Below are 18,559 nucleotides of genomic sequence, written 5' to 3' on the forward strand. Positions count from 1 at the left end.
CGGTGCTCCCGCGCCCCTGGAGGGGCGAAGCACCCCTCCAGGGGCGCGGGGCAGCGTCCATATGCGGCTCCGCCGCGGGGCGCGACCAGCCACACACAACCCGCACCTTCGAGACAACCGAACGGAGCGTGAACCCATGACCGGCCGTACCGTCATCCGAGGCGGACTCGTCATCACCGCGTCCGACGAACTCCACGCCGACGTCCTCATCGAGGACGGCCGCATCGTCGCCCTCGCCGCCAGCGGAACCGCGGCCGCCCAGGCCTGGACGGCCGAGCGGACCATAGACGCCACCGGGAAGTACGTCATCCCCGGCGGAGTCGACGCGCACACCCACATGGAACTGCCGTTCGGCGGTACGGCCGCCTCGGACACCTTCGAGACCGGCACCCGGGCCGCCGCCTGGGGCGGTACGACCACGATCATCGACTTCGCCGTGCAGAGCGTCGGCCAGTCGCTGCGCGACGGACTCGACACCTGGAACGCCAAGGCCGACGGCAACTGCGCCATCGACTACGCCTTCCACATGATCGTCTCCGACGTGAACCAGGACACGCTCAAGGAGATGGACCTGCTGGTCGAGGAGGGCGTCACCTCCTTCAAGCAGTTCATGGCCTACCCGGGCGTCTTCTACAGCGACGACGGCCAGATCCTGCGCGCCATGCAGCGCTCCGCCGAGAACGGCGGCCTGATCATGATGCACGCCGAGAACGGCATCGCGATCGACGTCCTCGTCGAACAGGCGCTCGCCCGGGGCGAGACCGACCCCCGCTACCACGGCGAGGTCCGCAAGGCCCTCCTCGAAGCCGAGGCCACCCACCGCGCCATCAAGCTCGCACAGGTCGCCGGCGCACCCCTCTACGTCGTCCACGTCTCGGCGCAGGAGGCAGTCGCCGAGCTGGCACGGGCGCGCGACGAGGGGCTCAACGTCTTCGGCGAGACCTGCCCGCAGTACCTGTTCCTGTCGACCGACAACCTCGCCGAGCCCGACTTCGAGGGCGCGAAGTACGTGTGCAGCACACCGCTGCGGCCCAAGGATCACCAGGCCGCCCTGTGGCGGGGCCTCAGGACCAACGACCTCCAGGTCGTCTCCACGGACCACTGCCCGTTCTGCTTCGAGGGCCAGAAGGAGCTGGGCCGCGGCGACTTCTCGAAGATCCCCAACGGGCTCCCGGGCGTCGAGAACCGCATGGACCTCCTCCACCAGGCCGTCGTCGACGGGCACATCAGCCGCCGCCGCTGGATCGAGATCGCCTGCGCCACCCCGGCCCGGATGTTCGGCCTCTACCCGAAGAAGGGCACCATCGCCCCGGGCGCCGACGCCGACGTCGTCATCTACGACCCGCACGCCGAGCAGACCGTCTCCGCCGCCACCCACCACATGAACGTCGACTACTCGGCGTACGAGGGCAAGCGGCTCACCGGCCGTGTCGAGACCGTCCTCTCGCGCGGCGAACTCGTCATCACCGAGCGGGAGTTCACCGGACGCGCGGGCCACGGCGTCTACACCCCGCGCTCCACCTGTCAGTACCTCAACTAGGAGTGGCGACACACATGGACTTCGGACTCGTTCTGCAGACCGACCCGCCGGCTTCGCGTGTCATCGAGCTGATGCAGCGCGCCGAGGGCAACGGCTTCACGTACGGCTGGACCTTCGACTCCGCCGTGCTGTGGCAGGAACCGTTCGTGATCTACAGTCAGATCCTTTCCAGCACCGAGAAGTTGACGGTCGGCCCGATGGTCACCAACCCGGGCACCCGCACCTGGGAGGTCACCGCCTCCACCTTCGCCACCCTCAACGACATGTTCGGCAACCGCACGGTCTGCGGCATCGGCCGCGGTGACTCCGCGATGCGTGTCGCCGGCCGTACGCCCAACACCCTGGCCCGGATCAGCGGTGCGATGAAGGTCATCCGCTCGCTGGGCCGGGGCGACGAGGCCGACCTCGGCGGTGCGGTCGTCAAGTTCCCGTGGGTGAAGCCGGGGGCCGAACTTCCCGTCTGGATGGCCGCGTACGGTCCCAAGGCGCTCAAGATGACCGGCGAGGAGGCCGACGGGTTCATCCTGCAGCTCGCCGACCTGTATCTGACCGAGTACATGGTCAAGGCCGTCAAGGACGCGGCGGTCGCCGCCGGACGTGACCCGTCCGAGGTGAAGATCTGCGTCGCCGCACCCGCCTACATCACCGAGGACGACTCGCCCGAGGCGCTCGCCCACGCCCGCGACCAGTGCCGCTGGTTCGGCGGGATGGTCGGCAACCACGTCGCCGACCTGGTGTCGAAGTACGGCGAACACTCCGCCGCCGTACCCGAGGAACTCACCGACTACATCAAGGCCCGCGAGGGCTACGACTACTCCCACCACGGACGGGCCGACAACCCCGACACCCAGTTCGTGCCCGACGAGATCGTCGACCGGTTCTGCCTCATCGGCACCCCCGAGATGCACATCGAGAAGCTCAACAAGCTGCGTGAGCTCGGCGTCGACCAGTTCGCCGTCTACGACATGCACGACGCCCAGGAAGCCGTCATCGACGCCTACGGGTCGACGGTCATCCCGGCCGTCAACGCCTGACGTACACCGGCTGCTGTGTTACCTCCCCATCAACTCCCCTTCCCCGGCGTTCAGGTAGCCGGGGAAGGGGTCAGGACACCTCCGGGTGTCCTGTGCGCATCCCCCAACGCGCCACCACCCGCACGGCCTTTCCCGACCCACCTCTTTGATTGGCCTGCCCATGACCGACACCGCTCCCACGGCCATACCGCCGTCCTCCCAACTCACCCTCCCCGACGGCCGGGTGGAGATCTCCCCCGACGCGCCCGCTCCCACCGGGCCGTACGCCAACGAGGATCTGCTGCCGGTTCCAGTCGAGAAGCGCACCTGGACCACGTACAACTTCTCGGCTCTCTGGGTGGGCATGGCCCACAACACGGCCTCCTGGACCCTCGCTTCGGGTCTGATCGCCGTGGGCATGGACTGGAAGCAGGCCGTGCTCACGATCGCCCTGGCGAACGTGATCGTGCTCATCCCGATGCTGCTCACCGGGCACGCCGGGCCCAAGTACGGCATCCCCTTCCCGGTCTTCGCCCGCGCCTCCTTCGGCGTGCGCGGCGCCAACCTCCCCGCTGTCGTACGGGCGTTGGTGGCGTGCGGCTGGTTCGGCATCCAGACCTGGATCGGCGGCGAGGCGATCTACTTCCTCGCCGGCAAGCTCATCGGTGACAGCTGGGCGAACGCCTCGCACATCGGCGGGTACGCATGGACGATGTGGCTGTCCTTCGCCATCTTCTGGGCGATCCAGGTTGCCATCATCTACCGGGGCATGGAGACCATCCGCCGGTTCGAGAACTGGGCCGCGCCCTTCGTGCTCCTCGGCGCCGGCGTGATGCTGTGGTGGATGGCGAGCAAGGCCGGCGGCTTCGGCCCGCTGCTCGACCAGCCGTCCAAGGTCGGCTACGGCGCGGACTTCTGGAAGATCTTCGCGCCCGCCCTCATGGGCATGATCGGCTTCTGGTCCACGCTGTCCCTGAACATCCCGGACTTCACCCGGTACGGGAAGAGCCAGAAGGCCCAGACGTGGGGGCAGGCGCTCGGTCTGCCGACCACGATGACGCTGTTCGCGTTCCTGTCCGTCATGGTCACCTCGGGCTCGCAGGCCGTGTACGGCGAGGCCATCTGGGACCCGGTCCAGCTCGCCGCCAAGACCGACAACGTCTTCGGGCTGCTGTTCGCCCTGGTCACCGTGCTGGTGGCGACCCTCTCCGTGAACGTCGCGGCGAACCTGGTCTCCCCGGCCTTCGACTTCTCCAACATCGCTCCTCGGAAGATCAGCTTCCGGGCCGGTGCGCTCGCCACCTGCGTACTCGGCGTCCTGATCTTCCCGTGGAAGCTGTACTCCGACCCGCAGGGCTACATCTTCACCTGGCTCGGGCTGGTCGGCGGTCTCCTCGGCACGGTCGCCGGCATTCTCATCGCCGACTACTGGATCCTGCGCCGCGGCAAGCTCGACCTCACCGACCTGTACCGCGCGGGCGGACGGTACTGGTACGACAACGGCTGGAACTGGCGGGCGGTCGTCGCGTTCCTGGTCGGCGGTGTGCTGGCCGTCGGCGGCGCCAACTTCGCGCCGCTGATCGACGGACGGCCCATCCCGGCCCTGTCCTCACTGGCCGACTACGGCTGGGCCGTGGGCCTGGGCACCTCGATGGTGCTCTACCTGGTGCTGATGCTGGCGACCGGCCAGGGCAGGACCGGGACGGAGCCCGCGGTGCAGGAGGAGGCGAAGGCCTGACCCGTGACGTGACGACGTGACGACGTGAGGTGCGACGGAGGGTAGCCGGTTCTACCGGGTGCCCTCCAGTGCTGCCACCGCGTCCCGGGCGGCCTTGATGGCACCCTTGTTGATCACATCCGTGCTGGGCGCCTTCTTCGACTCGAAGTCACTGCCGTTGTACGTGATCACCACCAGCGCGTTCGACGCGCGGACCAGGACGACACCCTCGCGGGTCTGCTGCTTGTCCTCGGTGGTCAGGTTCACGACGGAATAGGCGGCGTCACCGAGCCCCGGCACGACTCCACCGCCGCTCTTCTCCGTCAGGCGCTCCTTGTACGTCTTCTCCGCCGCAGCGTCCGTGTCGGACAGCTCGAACGACACGTCGAGCCAGCGGTAGTCGTACCCCTTGAGCGCGTTCCAGGAGCAGGTGCGGCGCGCGTCCTTGTCCGTCGACGGGATCTCCTTGCCGGCCGCCTTGGCGCCCGGGACAAGGGACTTGATCGTCCCAGGGGTCACGGCCGAGCAGGGCGCGGGCGCTGCGGTGAACGTCTTCGTCGCCGCCGAGGTCGAGGGCGCGGTGGGCGACGCGGACGCACCCTTGGTGGCCGAGTCATGGGTGTCGGCGGCCGGCGCGGGGGCGAGCGGGCCCGAGGACAGCGCCCAGCCGGCCGTGGCGAGCACGGCGACCGGTGCCAGGCGGGTGGTGAGTGCGAGCGGCAGGGGGAGGCTCAAGGCGCACTTCTCGTGGGGGTCGGTGCGGAGGGGGGTCCGCACTCCGGACGGGACGCCAGTGTCACATGACTGTCTGTGGGGTGGAAGTGCGAACTCGCTCCGTGGCCGTGCGATGACTGTGATTTCAACTCCGACAAAGGCCTCATGTATGACGATACGGTTCAACTGGTCGTGGGGTGCGCCGTTAAGCGTTTGCGTCACTCCGGCCCTGTCCAGCCTTGTTGTATGTCTTCCTCATCGGCCGCCACAGAGACCACATCCCCCGAACTCCCCGCCGTGCGCGAGGAGATCCTCGCCTACTACGCGCTCGGCAAGGAGGACGCCCGTATCCGGCAGGGATCCGGCCGGCTGGAGTTCTGGCGGACCCAGGACGTGCTCCGACGGCTGCTGCCCGCGGCTCCCGCGCGGGTGCTGGACGTCGGCGGGGGCAGCGGAGTGCACGCGGAGTGGCTGGCGCGGGACGGGTACGAGGTCGAGCTGATCGATCCCGTGCCGCTGCATGTGGATCAGGCGGGGCGGTTGCCCGGTGTCACGGCCAGGCTCGGGGACGCCCGTGCGCTGCCCGCGGACGACGCCTCGTACGACGCCGTGCTGCTGCTGGGCCCGCTCTATCACCTGCCCGAACGGCCAGACCGGGTACGGGCGTTGGGGGAGGCGCTGCGGGCCGTCCGGCCCGGGGGGCTGGTCGTCGCGGCCACCATCAACCGCTACACCGCGCTGCACGGCCTGCTGAGGCAGGAGCTCTACTTCGATCCGGCGCAGCGGGCCCGCACCGACGACGTCAGCACCCACGGCAGGCACGGCACGGACCACGGCGCGTTCACCACCGCCTACCTCGCCGAACCGGCCGAGGTACCCGACGAGTTCAGCGAGGCCGGACTCGTCCCCGAGGGTCAGTACGGGCTGCAGGGCGTCGCCTGGCTCATGGGCGGCGTCGAGGAGTGGCTGGACGACCCTGAGCGCCGTGAGGCCGTCATGTCCGCGACCCGCCGCATCGAGTCCGAACCGACGCTGCTCGGCGCGAGCGGCCACGTGCTGACGGCGGGACGGCGTCGGCCGTAGTCGAGAGTCGGGGGCCGGGGCCGGGGCCGGGAGCTGGGGGTTGGGGTCTGGGGTCTGGTGGTTACATACGATCATCAGATCGTGTGCCGCAGTGAAGGAGCCGCCCGTGTTCACCACCCGACCCACGCTCCAGGGCACCTTCGGCATGGTGTCCTCCACACACTGGCTGGCCTCCCAGTCGGCGATGGCCGTCCTGGAGACCGGCGGCAACGCCTACGACGCCGCCGTGGCCGCGGGCTTCGTCCTGCACGTCGTCGAACCGCACCTGAACGGACCCGGCGGTGAGGTGCCGATCATCGTCGCGCCGGCCGGCGGCGAGGTGCGGGTGCTGTGCGGGCAGGGCGTCCCGCCCGCCGGGGCCACGATCACGCACTACCGGGGACTGGGCCTCGACCTCGTGCCCGGCACCGGCCCCCTCGCCGCCGCCGTGCCCGGCGCCTTCGACGCCTGGATGCTCCTGCTCCGCGACCACGGCACCAAGCCCCTCGCCGACGTCCTGAAGTACGCCATCGGGTACGCCGAGGACGGACACGCACCCGTGGAGAACGTCGGCGCGACCGTCGAGACCGTGCGGGAACTCTTCGAGACGGAGTGGACCTCGTCGGCGGACGTCTACCTGCCCGGCGGCCGGGCGCCCCGGCCCGGCGAGCTGTTCCGCAATCCCGCCCTGGCCGCCACCTGGAAGCGACTGCTCGCCGAGGTCGCCGGGGCGGGGGACCGCGTCGCCCAGATCGAGGCGGCACGAGAGGTGTGGCGCACCGGCTTCATCGCCGAGGCGCTCCTGCGCCAGTCCGCGCGGCCCACCCTCGACACCAGCGGCGAGCACCACACCGGCACCCTGACAGCCGCCGACCTCGCCTCCTGGTCCGCGGCCTACGAGGCCCCGGCGACCTACGACTGGCACGGCTGGACCCTCTGCAAGGCCGGCCCCTGGAGCCAGGGCCCGGTCCTCCTCCAGCAGCTCGCGCTGCTCCCGTCAGAGCTGGCCGAGCTGCCCCAGTACGGTTCCGCCGACTACGTCCATCTGCTGATCGAGGGCTGCAAGCTCGCCATGGCGGACCGGGAGGCCTGGTACGGGGACGCGTCCGGTGGAGCCGACGTACCGCTCGACGACCTGCTGTCCGACGCCTACAACGCCGACCGGCGGACCCTCGTCGGTGGCGTGGCCTCGCACGAGCTCAGGCCCGGGAGCCCCGGCGGGCGTACTCCGCGACTGTGCGCACACGCGCGCGTGCCGGGCACGGACGAGCCCGGGACCGGTGCTCCGGGGGTTGGGGAGCCGACCGTCGCCAAGCTCCCCACCTCCCCCGTGCCCGGTGAGTCCGAGATCGCCGCCGACGGTTCCACCCGGGGCGACACCTGCCACGTCGATGTCGTCGACCGCTGGGGCAACATGGTCGCGGCCACACCCAGCGGCGGCTGGCTCCAGTCCAACCCCGTCGTACCCGAACTGGGCTTCCCGCTCGGCACCCGGCTCCAGATGACCTGGCTGGAGGAGGGCCTGCCCAACTCCCTCACCCCGGGCCGCCGCCCCCGGACCACCCTCACGCCCTCCGTCGCACTGCGCGACGGGGTGCCGGTACTGGCGTTCGGTACGCCGGGCGGGGACCAGCAGGACCAGTGGCAGCTGCACTTCTTCCTCGCGGTCGCCCTGGGCGCCAGAGTGCGGGGCGGCCTGGACCTCCAGGGCGCGATCGACGCCCCGAACTGGCACAACGACAGCTTCCCTGGCTCCTTCTACCCACGCGGCACACGCCCGGGCAGCGTCACCGTGGAGGCCCGCATGCCGGACGGTGTGATCGAGGAGCTGCGCCGCCGGGGGCACGACGTGACGATCGGCGACGACTGGTCCGAGGGCCGGCTGTGCGCGGTCGCCCGGGACCCCGAGACGGGTGTCCTGTCGGCGGCGGCGAACCCGAGGGGGATGCAGGGGTACGCGGTCGGGCGCTGAGGCGTCCGGGGCATCCGGGACGATGTCCGAATCCTGGTCTTCAGGCGGATTCCATCCCATGTCCACCGGCCCGGCAGGGATTGTCAGTGCCGCGTGCTCTCATGGAGACATGATCGAAGACAACGAAACCATCGAAGAGTTTCTCGCCCGGCACGCGTCCGACGTCGAAGAAGCGGTCCGAGAGGCGGCGGCCGCGGAGATCATGCCGCGCTTCCGTCAGCTCGCCGCCCACGAGATCGACCAGAAGAGCGGCCCGCACGACCTGGTGACGGACGCCGACCGCAAGGCCGAGCTGTATCTGACCGAGGTGCTGCCCAAGCTGCTGCCCGGCTCCGTCGTCGTCGGCGAGGAGGCGGTGCACGCCAACCCCGCGTCGTACGAGGCGATACAGGGCGACGCGCCGGTCTGGATCGTCGACCCGGTGGACGGCACCCGGCAGTTCGTCCACGGCGACCCCGGCTTCTGCACGCTCGTCGCGCTCGCCCACCGCGGGGTCGTCCGCGCGTCGTGGACCTTCGCAGCGGCCCGCGACCAGCTCGCCACGGCGGTCCGAGGCCAGGGCGCCTTCCTCGACGGCATCCCCCTGCACGCGGGCTCGCCCGAGCCCGACCGCGACCTCCGGGTGGCCACCTCCCACCCGGACTACACGACGGACGAGCAGAAGCGCGCGCTGCTCGGCCTGTGGACCGACGGCGTCCAGCCGCGCGCCTGCGGCTCGGCGGGCCTGGAGTACCTGGCCATCGCCCGGGGTGAACTGGACGCCACGGCGTTCTCCTGGGAGGCCGCCTGGGACCACGCCGCAGGCATCCTCCTCGTCGAGGAGGCCGGCGGCGTCCACCTGACGCGCGCGGGGGAGCCGTTCCGCATAACCGGCGGCAACGCGCTGCCGTTCACCGCGTCGCGCGACGCGGCCACGGCTCGCCGGGTGGTGGAACTGCTGTCGGGCGCAGCCTGATCTGCGGGCGGGCCGAGCTGAAGCGCAGGGTGGCGACCTCGAACTCGGCCACCGTGCCCACCACCGGCCAGTCCGCGGGGTCGAAGGGCAGCCAGGCGGCGTCCACGAAGGCGTCGACCGGCAGGTTGATGTCGACGAAGAGGCCCGTGCGGCCCGGACCCCACGGCAGCGCGCACACCATGCCGGTGAGCAGGGAGCCCTCCGGCAGCGGGCCGGTGACGTAGTGGCTCAGGTGCCGATGCCGCAGGGCCGTGGACCAGGCCCGCTCGAACTCCGAGTCGCTCACGTCCACCGCCTCCGGCGGCACCTCCACGGCGCCTTCGGCGAACGCCCCGTACACGGTCTGGTAGAGCTGGACGCCCAGCCGTCCGAACCGTTCGCGTACGAGGGCCAGTTGGGTCTGCGAGGCGGCCATCGAGGCGCCGCCGGAGGCGGTGCCGTCGGCGTTCTGGAGGGGCTCGCAGGAACGCGGTACCTCCAGTGCTGCCTCGAACACCGCCTGCCGCAGCACCCAGCCGTCGTCCTCGACCTCGAACCAGAACCAGGCGGTGTCGTCGGCGTCCTCGCCGGGCGAGTGGATGCGGAAACGGCGCGTCATCCGGCCGAGGTTACCCGCGCCGGGCAGTGTCGGTGTCCCGGCATATCCTGATCTGAAGTGGCCGTCGGCTGACAAAGGAGTCCGAAGGTGCCGTCGATGCTCGATGCGGTCGTGGTGGGGGCGGGGCCCAACGGGCTGACTGCTGCCGTGGAGCTGGCCCGGCGAGGTTTCTCCGTCGCGGTCTTCGAGGCGCGCGACACCGTGGGCGGTGGTGCCCGGACGGAGGAGCTGACGCTGCCGGGCTTCCGGCACGACCCGTGCTCGGCGGCGCACCCCCTCGGCGTCAACTCCCCGGCGTTCAGGGCGATGCCGCTGGCCAGGTACGGGCTGGAGTGGCTGCACGCCGACCTGCCCATGGCGCACCCCTTCCCGGACGGCACGGCCGCGGTGCTGGCCCGATCCGTGGCCGAGACGGCCGCCTCCTTCGGGCCGCGTGACGCGGGCGCTTACCGCAGGCTGGTCGAGCCGTTCCTCAGCAGGTGGGACACGCTGGCCCACGACTTCATGTCCCTGCCTCTGACCTCCCTGCCCCGCGATCCGGTCACCCTCGCCCGCTTCGGTCTGGCCGGCCTGCCGCCCTCGACCTGGCTGATGCGCCGCTTCCGCGACGAGCGGGCGCAAGCCCTGTTCGCAGGCCTGGTCGGACATGTCATGGCTCCGCTGGGCGGGGTCGCCACCGGCGCCGTGGGCCTGGTCTTCGCCCTGGCGGCACACGCCCGCGGCTGGCCGGTGGCCCGTGGCGGTTCGCAGGCGATCTCCGACGCGCTCACCGCGTATCTGGTGGACCTCGGCGGCACCGTCCACACCGACTACGAGGTCAAGCGGCTGGACGACCTGCCACCCGCGCGTGCGTACGTCTTCGACACCTCACCCACCGCACTGGCCCGTATCGCGGGCTTCGGCGGGTACTACGAGCGCTTCCGCTACGGCGCGGGCGTCTTCAAGATCGACTACGCGCTGGACGGCCCCGTGCCCTGGACGGCGCCCGAGGCCCGCAGGGCGACCACCGTCCAGGTCGCCGCCGACAGGGCCGAGATCGACACCGCTCTGCGCGCCGCCTCCCGCGAGAACCGGGCCCCCGACACCCCCTTCCTGATCACCGTCCAGCCGAGCGTCGTCGACCCCTCCCGGGCCCCCGAGGGCAAGCAGGTCTTCTGGGCCTACGGGCACGTCCCGAACGGCTGGACGGGCGACCTCACCGACCCCATGGAGCGCCAGCTGGAGCGGTTCGCCCCAGGGTTCCGTGACCGGGTCCTCGCCCGCGCCACGGCCGGCCCGCCCCAACTCGCGGCCCGCAACGCCAACTACGTCGGCGGCGACATCGGTTCCGGCGCGGCCGACGGCCTCCAGCTCATGCTGAGGCCCAGGCTCTCCCTGTTCCCGTACGCCACCCCGCACCCTGCCGTCTTCATCTGCTCCTCGGCCACCCCGCCGGGCCCCGGCGTCCACGGCATGTCCGGACACAACGCGGCGAAGGCCGTCTGGAGAAGGCTGAGACAGTCATGACCGCCATCACGCTTGTCAAGGGCGACATCACCCGACAGAGTGCCGACGCGATCGTCAACGCGGCGAACTCGTCACTCCTGGGTGGGGGAGGCGTCGACGGAGCGATCCACCGCAGAGGCGGCCCCGAGATCCTCGCCGCCTGCCGAGCCCTGCGCGCCGGGCACTACGGCAAGGGCCTGTCCGTCGGCCGAGCGGTCGCCACGACCGCCGGCGAACTGGACGCACGCTGGGTGATCCACACGGTGGGGCCCCGATACCTCCCCGAGGAGGACCGGTCGGCGCTGCTGGCCTCGTGCTACCGGGAGTCGCTGAGCGTGGCCGACGAACTCGGCGCTCGCACAGTGGCGTTCCCGGCGGTTTCCGCCGGCATCTTCGGCTGGCCGATGGACGACGCCGCTCGTATCGCGGTGGAGACCGTACGGGCCACGGAGACCTCGGTCGAGGAGGTGCGGTTCGTCCTCTTCGACGATCAGGCGTACGAGGCGTTCGCCGGGCAACTCCGCTGACTACGGCCGGGGTTCGGTCCACTTGGGCGGTAGGCGGTAGGCGGTAGGCGGTAGGCGGTGCGGGGTGCGGTGGCGGTGAGTGTTTGGCGTCGCCCGGACCGAAGGCCCGTGGCGAGGCCCGTTGACCCCGGCCCCCGTCCCGTTCCGGCGACGGGCAGGCCGATGCCGGGCCGGATAGTGGCTGTCGGGGGCCGGGCCGGGCAGGGGCTGTCGGCGCGTCAGGACGGCGGTTTTGCCGTTCCCCCGGCCTCCTCCTGGGCGGCCCGCAGGTCGGCCAGCAGTTCCGCCTGTCCGGTCAGCACGCCGGACAGGATGATCCGCGCGACCCGGAGCAGTTCGGCCACATACGGGCTGGTCAGCGAGTAGTACACGGTCGAGCCCTCCTTGCGGGTGACGACCAGGTTGGCCCGTCGTAACACCGCCAGCTGCTGCGAGAGATGCGCGGGCTCGATGCCCACCTCGGGCAGCATCTCCGAAACCGCGTGCTCACGTTCGCTCAGCAGTTCCAGGACACGGATACGGGCCGGATGCCCGAGGGTCTTGAAGAACTCGGCCTTGAGTTGGTACAGCGGCGTACTCATCGTGCCGTCGCCTCCCCGGGACAGCGGTACGACCGCACTGGAACCGGCCGAACCTCGGCGCATCGCCCCCACGCATTCAAGAACACCATGGTGCTCATCCTCGCCCGCGACGCCCGCAGGACAGAACCCGGCCACGGACGCCGATCCGCACCAGTGCCGGCCGCACCGGTCCCGGCCGTGCCGTCCTCATCGGGCCGCCTCCCCGTCGTTCTCCGTACTGTTCCGCGTGCTGTTGACGGTGGACCCGGCCGCCGGTGTGCTCGTGGCCTCGACCGTGGTGCGCGGCGCCGGTACGGCGGGCAGGACTCCGGTGGACTCCAGATGAGCGCGCGCGCCCCGAATCGCCTCGGGAGTGGAGCCGTACTCGCGATCCGTCTGCCGTAGCAGGTCCAACAGCCCGACGGAGTCGAGGACTTGGCGCTGGCCGGGACGGATGCCGGAGAACATGACGACGATGCCGCGCCGGTTCAGCTTCTGGACCGCGTCCTTCAGCATCAGCGCACCGGTCGCGTCCATGGTCGACACCCGGGACATCCGCAGGATCACGACCCGTACGTCCGCCACGTCGGTCAGTTCCAGCAGGAAACGGTGGGCGGCGGCGAAGAACAGCGGTCCGTCGATGCGGTAGGCGACGATGTGCTCCGCCAGCAGGGCGTGCTCCTCGGCGCTGTGATCGCCCCGGTCCAGCGGAACCTCGTCGAGGCGGGCCTGCTGGGCCACGGCCCGGAGCGCGAGGGTGCCCGCGACGACCAGACCAATGATCACCGCGTACACCAGGTCGAGGGCGAGGGTGGCGAGGGCGGTCAGGACCAGGATCAGGGCGTCGGAGCGGGTCGCCCTGGCCATCGCCCGCAGTGAGCCGATCTCGACCATACGGATCGCGGTGGCCAGCAGGACGCCCGCCAGCGCGGCCAGCGGGATCTTCGAGACCAGCGGCGCCGCCGCGAAGACGATCACCGCGAGGACCAGGGCATGGGTGAGCGCCGCGAGTCGGGAACCGGCGCCCGTACGGACGTTCACGGCGGTCCGTGCGATCGCGGCCGTGGCGGGGACGCCACCGAACAGCGGGGCGGCGAGGTTGGCGATGCCCTGCCCGAACAACTCCCGGTCCGGATCGTGCTGCTGGCCGACCGTCATGCCGTCCGCGACGGTCGCCGACAGCAACGACTCCAGAGCAGCCAGCGCGGCCACCGCCACAGCCGGGGCGAGCAGCGAGGACAGCGCCGACAGGTCGAGGAACGCCAGCGAGGGCGCGGGCAGCCCGGCGGGCAGATCCCCGATGGGCGTGGCCGCGTCCAGGTCGAAAACCTGTGCAAGCACGGTCGCGACGATCACCGCGACGATCGAGAACGGAACGGTCGGCCGCCACCGCGCACCGAGCAGCATGACCAGCGCGACACCCGCGGCCAGCGCGAACGCCGTCCAGTTGGGGTGGCGGACGAACGCCTCGACGGCGTGCCCGGCGACCGCGAGGACCTTGTCGCCCTCGGGCTTCGCCACCCCCAGCGCGTTCGGCAACTGCTGCAGCCCGATGACGCAGGCGATGCCGAGCGTGAAGCCCTCGACGACGGGGGCGGGCACGTACCGCATGTACTTGCCCGCCCGGGCCAGGGCGAGCCCGATCAGCAACAGCCCGGCCAGGAGTCCGACGGTCAGTACACCGCCCGGCCCGTACTGGGCGACTATCGGGACGAGGACGACGGTCATCGCCCCGGTCGGCCCCGACACCTGCAGGTTCGATCCGCCGAACACCGCCGCCAGCGCGCCCGCGACCACCGCGGTCGCCAGCCCCGCCGCCGCACCGAGACCGGAGGAGACGCCGAAGCCCAGCGCGAGGGGAAGTGCCACGATCGCCACGGTCAACCCGGCGAGGAGATCGCGACGCGGATCACGGGCCATCGCCTCGAAGTCGGCACGCACGGGCAGCAGAGAGCGCACCAGGCGCCATGCGTGGCCGGCTCGACGCCCACCGGAGCCGCTCACTCGGTGCCGCCGGCCTGGTACAGCGAAACGGACACGTCCGAGCCCCTCGTTTGCGCGTGACTGCCTGTGGACGGGCGTAGCTGTCTGCTGCCCGCTGTCTGCCGTCTGGGTGCACAGCCGGTAAAGCATCTAGGCAATTGCGAAATTTGGCAATTAAGCAACTGACCGCTGTCTCCGCGGACTCCCCTTGAGCCGGCTGAATCGGCCGAGTCAGCCGGCGGTGCCCATCTCGCTGTCGCTGTCGCTGTCGGCGTCCGTGTCGCTCAGGCCGAGCCGTAGGTGCTCCACGTGGTAGACCGCCTGGTCGAGAAGCTCGGCGACATGGTGGTCGTGCAGCGTGTACACCACCGAACGCCCACGGCGCTCGCCGACGACCAGACCCAGGTTGCGCAGCAGTCGCAGTTGGTGCGAGCACGCGGACTGCTCCATGCCCACCTCGGCCGCCAACTCCGTCGCCGGGAGCGGGCCTTCGCGCAGCCGGGCCAGGATCAGCAGACGGGAGGGCGTGGACAGGGCCTGGAGCGTGGTGGCCACCTTCGCGACGTTGTCCGCGTCGAGGCGTACGCGCTCGGTGGCGTCCTGCGCGGTGACGACGGCTCCATGACCCATGGCGGTATCCTACCCATTGCATATGAACGAATGAATGAGTGTTCATGTGTTCCTGTATGGTGGCTCGGGTGTCTGCCACCCTCACCAAGGCTCCGGTCCTCCCGTCGGCCGCCACGCCGACCGCACCTCGCCGCCGTACTCGCGTCCTGGCGCTCCCCGAAGCCCGCTGGGCCGTCGCCGCCACCGCCCTGTTCCTGCTCGCGCTGCCCCTGCAGCCGGCCGGGGCGCCGACATGGACCTGGGGCACGCTCTACGCGCTGGCCTACGCCACCGGCGGCTGGGAGCCCGGCTGGGAGGGCCTCAAAGCGCTGCGGGAGCGGACCCTCGACGTCGACCTGCTGATGATCGTCGCCGCCCTGGGAGCCGCCGCGATCGGCCAGGTCATGGACGGCGCCCTGCTGATCGTCATCTTCGCGACCTCCGGCGCCCTGGAGGCCCTCGCCACCGCCCGCACCGCCGACTCGGTCCGCGGCCTCCTCGACCTCGCCCCCGCCACGGCCACCCGGCAGGACGAGAACGGCGGCGAACTGACCGTTCCCGTAGCCGAGTTGACCGTCGGCGACACTGTCCTCGTACGCCCCGGAGAACGAGTCGGCGCCGACGGCCGCGTGCTGGACGGCGTGAGCGAGGTCGACCAGGCGACCATCACCGGCGAACCGCTGCCCGCCCCCAAGGAAGCGGGGGACGAGGTCTTCGCCGGCACCCTCAACGGCACCGGCGCCCTGCGAGTACGGGTCGAACGCGACGCCTCCGACTCGGTGATCGCCAGGATCGTGCGCATGGTCGAGGAGGCGTCCGAGACCAAGGCGCCCACCCAGCTGTTCATCGAGAAGGTCGAGCAGCGCTACTCGCTGGGCATGGTCGCCGCCACCCTCGCCGTGTTCGCCGTGCCCCTCGCCTTCGGTACGGACCTCACGGACGCCCTGCTGCGCGCCATGACCTTCATGATCGTGGCCTCGCCCTGCGCGGTCGTGCTCGCCACCATGCCGCCGCTGCTCTCGGCCATCGCCAACGCCGGCCGGCACGGCGTCCTGGTCAAGTCGGCGGTGGTGATGGAACGCCTGGCGCAGGTCGACACCGTCGCCCTGGACAAGACCGGCACGCTCACCGAGGGGACGCCGAGGGTGACGGACGTACGACCGCTGCCCGGATCGGAACTGAGTCCGCGCCGGGGCCTGGTTCTGGGTCTGGGGCTGGGCCTGGGTCGGCACTCGGCCCCCGCTGCACCGGCCCCGGGCCCGGACGGGCGACCGGACGAGGACCGACTGCTGATGCTCGCGGCGGCGGCCGAGCAGCCGAGCGAACATCCGCTCGGCCGGGCCGTGGTGGAGGCGGCGCGGGAGCGCGGACTCGCGCTGTCCGTGGCGGAGGACTTCACGTCGACGCCCGGAGTGGGCGTGACGGCGGTCGTCGACGGGCGCGTGGTCGCGGTCGGGGCGCCGGAGCGGCTGCCGGCCGGGGGAGAGGCGGCGTCGGGCTCAGCAACTCGGTCGCTGGTCAAGGAGGTTGAGGCGTCCGGCCGTACGGCGGTCCTCGTCGTCGCCGACAACGTCCCGGTCGGCGTGCTCGGTCTCGCCGACCGGCCGCGTCCCGGGGCCGCCGCAACCGTCGTCGCGCTCACCGAACTCACCGGCACGGCACCCGTGTTGCTGACCGGCGACAACGCGCGTGCCGCCGCCCGACTGGCCGCCGAGGTCGGGATCGAGGACGTACGGTCCGGGCTGCTTCCCCAGCAGAAGGTGGACGCGGTACGGGAGTTGGCGGCGTCCGGCCGCAGGGTCATGGTCGTCGGGGACGGTGTCAACGACGCCCCGGCGCTGGCTGCCGCCCACACCGGAGTGGCCATGGGCCGGGCGGGTTCTGATCTCGCGCTGGAGACCGCGGACGCGGTGATCGTGCGGGACGAGCTGGCCACCGTGCCCGCAGTGATCGCCCTCGCGCGGCAGGCCCGGCGGCTGGTGGCGCAGAACCTGGTGATCGCCGGGGTGTGCATCGCGGGCCTGGTCACCTGGGACCTGGTCGGCACGCTGCCGCTCCCGCTCGGGGTCGCGGGCCACGAGGGCTCGACCGTCCTTGTCGGCCTCAATGGGCTGCGGCTGCTGAGGGAGGCCGCCTGGAAGGATGCGCTGAGCAGGTGAGTCTGTGGGTTGGTCCTCGACTCGGAGGGAAAGTGATCCGGAGCGCCCCTGGACACGCCACCCTGATGTCGGATTTCCGCCAGCCCCGGTCGTGCCGATCGTCGATGCTGGACGTATGCGGAACGCGATGCACACCGACACCGAGCACTGCGTACGAGCCGTGCAGTCCAAGGACGCGCGCTTCGACGGATGGTTCTTCACGGCGGTCCTGACCACCCGGATCTACTGCAGGCCCAGCTGCCCGGTGGTGCCGCCCAAGCCCGAGAACATGACCTTCTACCCGAGCGCGGCGGCCTGCCAGCAGGCGGGCTTCCGGGCCTGCAAGAGGTGCCGCCCCGACACCAGCCCCGGTTCGCCGGAGTGGAACCAGCGCGCCGACCTCGTGGCCCGTGCGATGCGGCTGATCGGCGACGGGATCGTGGACCGCGAAGGCGTCCCCGGCCTCGCCGCCCGCCTCGGCTACAGCACCCGCCAGGTCGAACGGCAACTCCTCGCCGAACTGGGCGCGGGACCGCTCGCCCTCGCCCGCGCCCAGCGCGCCCAGACCGCGCGGCTCCTCGTCGAGACGACCGCGCTGTCCATGGCGGAGATCGCCTTCGCGGCCGGCTTCTCCTCGATCCGCACCTTCAACGACACCGTCCGTGAGGTCTTCGCCCTCTCCCCGAGCGATCTGCGCAACCGCCTCCCGAGGTCGCGCGCCCAAGCGCAGCCGAGTCCGAGTCCTGGCCCAGGTCCGAGTGGCGCGAGCACGGTCGTCAGTGCCCCCGCCGCGCTGAACCTCCGCCTCCCCTTCCGGGCCCCGCTGAATCCCGACAACCTCTTCGGTCACCTCGCCGCGACCGCCGTACCCGGTGTAGAAGAGTGGCGGGACGGCGCCTACCGCCGGACCCTGCGACTCCCGTACGGCCACGGCATCGCCGCTCTCACCCCGAAGCCCGATCACATCGCGTGCCGGCTCACCCTCAGCGATCTGCGCGATCTGCCCGTCGCGATCAGCCGATGCCGTCGGATGCTCGACCTGGACGCCGATCCGGTCGCGGTCGACGAGCAGTTGTCCACGGATCCGGTGCTGGCGCCCCTCGTCGCGAAGGGCCCGGGCCGACGTGTCCCCCGGACTGTCGACGAGGCAGAGTTCGCCGTCCGGGCGGTGCTCGGTCAGCAGGTCTCCACGGCCGCCGCCCGCACCCACGCGGCCCGTCTCGTCGCGGCACACGGCGACCCGGTCGACGATCCGGAGGGCGGTCTCACGCATCTCTTCCCGACCCCGCGGGCGTTGGCCGCCCTCGACCCGGAGTCCCTGGCCATGCCCCGGACCCGGCGGGCCACTTTCGCCACACTCGTCGAGCAACTCGCCGACGGCAACCTTCACTTGGGTGTCGAGAGCGACTGGCCGGAGGCCCGCGCCAGGCTCCTCGCCCTCCCCGGATTCGGTCCCTGGACGGTCGACGTCATCGCGATGCGTGCCCTCGGCGACCCCGACGCGTTTCTCCCCACGGACCTCGGAATCCGGCGCGCGGCCCAGGAGTTGGGCCTCCCGTCGACGCCGGCCGCGCTGACGGCACGGGCGGCGGCGTGGCGGCCGTGGCGGGCGTACGCGGTCCAGTATCTGTGGGCGACGGACAGTCACCCGATCAACTTCCTCCCGGTATGAGCCGGTACAAGGCA

General features: G+C 71.2%; 15 protein-coding genes. 10 read left to right on the forward strand and 5 right to left on the reverse strand.

Features of this window, described 5'->3' with window-relative positions:
* Nucleotides 1-136 precede the first annotated feature (136 nt).
* The 3 genes from hydA to OG241_RS44085 all read left to right on the forward strand — a co-directional run bounded on the left by hydA (nucleotide 137) and on the right by OG241_RS44085 (nucleotide 4,291).
* Entirely contained in the window at nucleotides 137-1,540 is a 1,404-nt protein-coding gene (gene hydA / locus OG241_RS44075) for a dihydropyrimidinase (protein ID WP_405823919.1), read from the forward strand.
* A 14-nt stretch (nucleotides 1,541-1,554) separates the two neighbouring features.
* Complete coding sequence (locus OG241_RS44080; protein ID WP_405823921.1) at nucleotides 1,555-2,574, forward strand: TIGR03842 family LLM class F420-dependent oxidoreductase; 1,020 nt, start codon at nucleotides 1,555-1,557, stop codon at nucleotides 2,572-2,574.
* Between the two features lie 160 nt (nucleotides 2,575-2,734).
* Nucleotides 2,735-4,291, forward strand: a complete 1,557-nt coding sequence (locus tag OG241_RS44085) for an NCS1 family nucleobase:cation symporter-1 (RefSeq protein ID WP_405823923.1) — start codon at nucleotides 2,735-2,737, stop codon at nucleotides 4,289-4,291.
* A gap of 51 nt (nucleotides 4,292-4,342) precedes the next feature.
* On the opposite strand, the gene OG241_RS44090 is transcribed toward OG241_RS44085, so the two are convergent.
* Nucleotides 4,343-5,005 (reverse strand): hypothetical protein, encoded by a 663-nt coding sequence (locus OG241_RS44090; RefSeq protein ID WP_405823924.1) that lies wholly within the window; start codon nucleotides 5,003-5,005, stop codon nucleotides 4,343-4,345.
* 225 nt (nucleotides 5,006-5,230) lie between these two features.
* Between OG241_RS44090 and OG241_RS44095 the strand changes: the two genes are divergently transcribed.
* The 3 genes from OG241_RS44095 to OG241_RS44105 all read left to right on the forward strand — a co-directional run bounded on the left by OG241_RS44095 (nucleotide 5,231) and on the right by OG241_RS44105 (nucleotide 8,973).
* On the forward strand, nucleotides 5,231-6,067 hold the full coding sequence (locus OG241_RS44095) for a class I SAM-dependent methyltransferase (protein WP_405823926.1): 837 nt from the start codon (nucleotides 5,231-5,233) through the stop codon (nucleotides 6,065-6,067).
* Nucleotides 6,068-6,173: 106 nt separating this feature from the next.
* Nucleotides 6,174-8,018 (forward strand): gamma-glutamyltransferase family protein, encoded by a 1,845-nt coding sequence (locus OG241_RS44100; protein WP_405823928.1) that lies wholly within the window; start codon nucleotides 6,174-6,176, stop codon nucleotides 8,016-8,018.
* A 109-nt stretch (nucleotides 8,019-8,127) separates the two neighbouring features.
* Nucleotides 8,128-8,973: an inositol monophosphatase family protein gene (locus tag OG241_RS44105; protein ID WP_405823929.1), complete on the forward strand. Its 846-nt coding sequence runs from the start codon at nucleotides 8,128-8,130 to the stop codon at nucleotides 8,971-8,973.
* Here the strand turns inward: OG241_RS44105 and OG241_RS44110 are convergent.
* Nucleotides 8,909-9,571, reverse strand: coding sequence for a hypothetical protein (locus tag OG241_RS44110; protein WP_405823931.1), 663 nt, complete (start codon nucleotides 9,569-9,571; stop codon nucleotides 8,909-8,911). The two genes, OG241_RS44105 and OG241_RS44110, sit on opposite strands and share 65 nt — an antisense overlap.
* Before the next feature lie 96 nt (nucleotides 9,572-9,667).
* On the opposite strand from OG241_RS44110, the gene OG241_RS44115 reads away from it, so the two are divergent.
* Nucleotides 9,668-11,077, forward strand: coding sequence for a phytoene desaturase family protein (locus tag OG241_RS44115; RefSeq protein ID WP_405823933.1), 1,410 nt, complete (start codon nucleotides 9,668-9,670; stop codon nucleotides 11,075-11,077).
* The gene (locus OG241_RS44120) at nucleotides 11,074-11,583 is read left to right on the forward strand and encodes an O-acetyl-ADP-ribose deacetylase (RefSeq protein WP_405823935.1); all 510 of its coding nucleotides are present in this window, start codon (nucleotides 11,074-11,076) and stop codon (nucleotides 11,581-11,583) included. Before OG241_RS44115 ends, OG241_RS44120 begins: the two co-directional genes overlap by 4 nt.
* 218 nt (nucleotides 11,584-11,801) lie before the next feature.
* Here the strand turns inward: OG241_RS44120 and OG241_RS44125 are convergent, their stop codons facing one another.
* The 3 genes from OG241_RS44125 to OG241_RS44135 form a co-directional block, all read right to left on the reverse strand.
* Nucleotides 11,802-12,164: an ArsR/SmtB family transcription factor gene (locus OG241_RS44125; protein ID WP_405823937.1), complete on the reverse strand. Its 363-nt coding sequence runs from the start codon at nucleotides 12,162-12,164 to the stop codon at nucleotides 11,802-11,804.
* Nucleotides 12,165-12,350: 186 nt separating this feature from the next.
* Nucleotides 12,351-14,063 (reverse strand): SulP family inorganic anion transporter, encoded by a 1,713-nt coding sequence (locus OG241_RS44130; RefSeq protein WP_405826763.1) that lies wholly within the window; start codon nucleotides 14,061-14,063, stop codon nucleotides 12,351-12,353.
* A 294-nt stretch (nucleotides 14,064-14,357) separates the two neighbouring features.
* Nucleotides 14,358-14,756: an ArsR/SmtB family transcription factor gene (locus OG241_RS44135; protein ID WP_405823939.1), complete on the reverse strand. Its 399-nt coding sequence runs from the start codon at nucleotides 14,754-14,756 to the stop codon at nucleotides 14,358-14,360.
* 44 nt (nucleotides 14,757-14,800) lie between these two features.
* Between OG241_RS44135 and OG241_RS44140 the strand changes: the two genes are divergently transcribed.
* Both OG241_RS44140 and OG241_RS44145 read left to right on the forward strand, forming a co-directional pair.
* Entirely contained in the window at nucleotides 14,801-16,894 is a 2,094-nt protein-coding gene (locus OG241_RS44140; RefSeq protein WP_405823941.1) for a heavy metal translocating P-type ATPase, read from the forward strand.
* A gap of 115 nt (nucleotides 16,895-17,009) precedes the next feature.
* Nucleotides 17,010-18,545, forward strand: coding sequence for an AlkA N-terminal domain-containing protein (locus OG241_RS44145; RefSeq protein WP_405823943.1), 1,536 nt, complete (start codon nucleotides 17,010-17,012; stop codon nucleotides 18,543-18,545).
* The last annotated feature ends 14 nt before the right edge of the window (nucleotides 18,546-18,559 follow it).

The organism is Streptomyces sp. NBC_01390 (assembly GCF_045040105.1).
GTDB lineage: Bacteria > Actinomycetota > Actinomycetes > Streptomycetales > Streptomycetaceae > Streptomyces.

What these genes read in the sequence shown, in the direction of transcription:
- hydA (WP_405823919.1), top strand. Translation starts at nt 137, where the DNA reads ATGACCGGCCGTACCGTCATCCGAGGCGGACTCGTCATCACCGCGTCC.
- OG241_RS44080 (WP_405823921.1), top strand. Translation starts at nt 1,555, where the DNA reads ATGGACTTCGGACTCGTTCTGCAGACCGACCCGCCGGCTTCGCGTGTC.
- OG241_RS44085 (WP_405823923.1), top strand. Translation starts at nt 2,735, where the DNA reads ATGACCGACACCGCTCCCACGGCCATACCGCCGTCCTCCCAACTCACC.
- OG241_RS44095 (WP_405823926.1), top strand. Translation starts at nt 5,231, where the DNA reads ATGTCTTCCTCATCGGCCGCCACAGAGACCACATCCCCCGAACTCCCC.
- OG241_RS44105 (WP_405823929.1), top strand. Translation starts at nt 8,128, where the DNA reads ATGATCGAAGACAACGAAACCATCGAAGAGTTTCTCGCCCGGCACGCG.
- OG241_RS44110 (WP_405823931.1), bottom strand. Translation starts at nt 9,571, where the DNA reads ATGACGCGCCGTTTCCGCATCCACTCGCCCGGCGAGGACGCCGACGAC.
- OG241_RS44115 (WP_405823933.1), top strand. Translation starts at nt 9,668, where the DNA reads ATGCTCGATGCGGTCGTGGTGGGGGCGGGGCCCAACGGGCTGACTGCT.
- OG241_RS44120 (WP_405823935.1), top strand. Translation starts at nt 11,074, where the DNA reads ATGACCGCCATCACGCTTGTCAAGGGCGACATCACCCGACAGAGTGCC.
- OG241_RS44125 (WP_405823937.1), bottom strand. Translation starts at nt 12,164, where the DNA reads ATGAGTACGCCGCTGTACCAACTCAAGGCCGAGTTCTTCAAGACCCTC.
- OG241_RS44130 (WP_405826763.1), bottom strand. Translation starts at nt 14,063, where the DNA reads ATGGCCCGTGATCCGCGTCGCGATCTCCTCGCCGGGTTGACCGTGGCG.
- OG241_RS44135 (WP_405823939.1), bottom strand. Translation starts at nt 14,756, where the DNA reads ATGGGTCATGGAGCCGTCGTCACCGCGCAGGACGCCACCGAGCGCGTA.
- OG241_RS44140 (WP_405823941.1), top strand. Translation starts at nt 14,801, where the DNA reads ATGTGTTCCTGTATGGTGGCTCGGGTGTCTGCCACCCTCACCAAGGCT.
- OG241_RS44145 (WP_405823943.1), top strand. Translation starts at nt 17,010, where the DNA reads ATGCGGAACGCGATGCACACCGACACCGAGCACTGCGTACGAGCCGTG.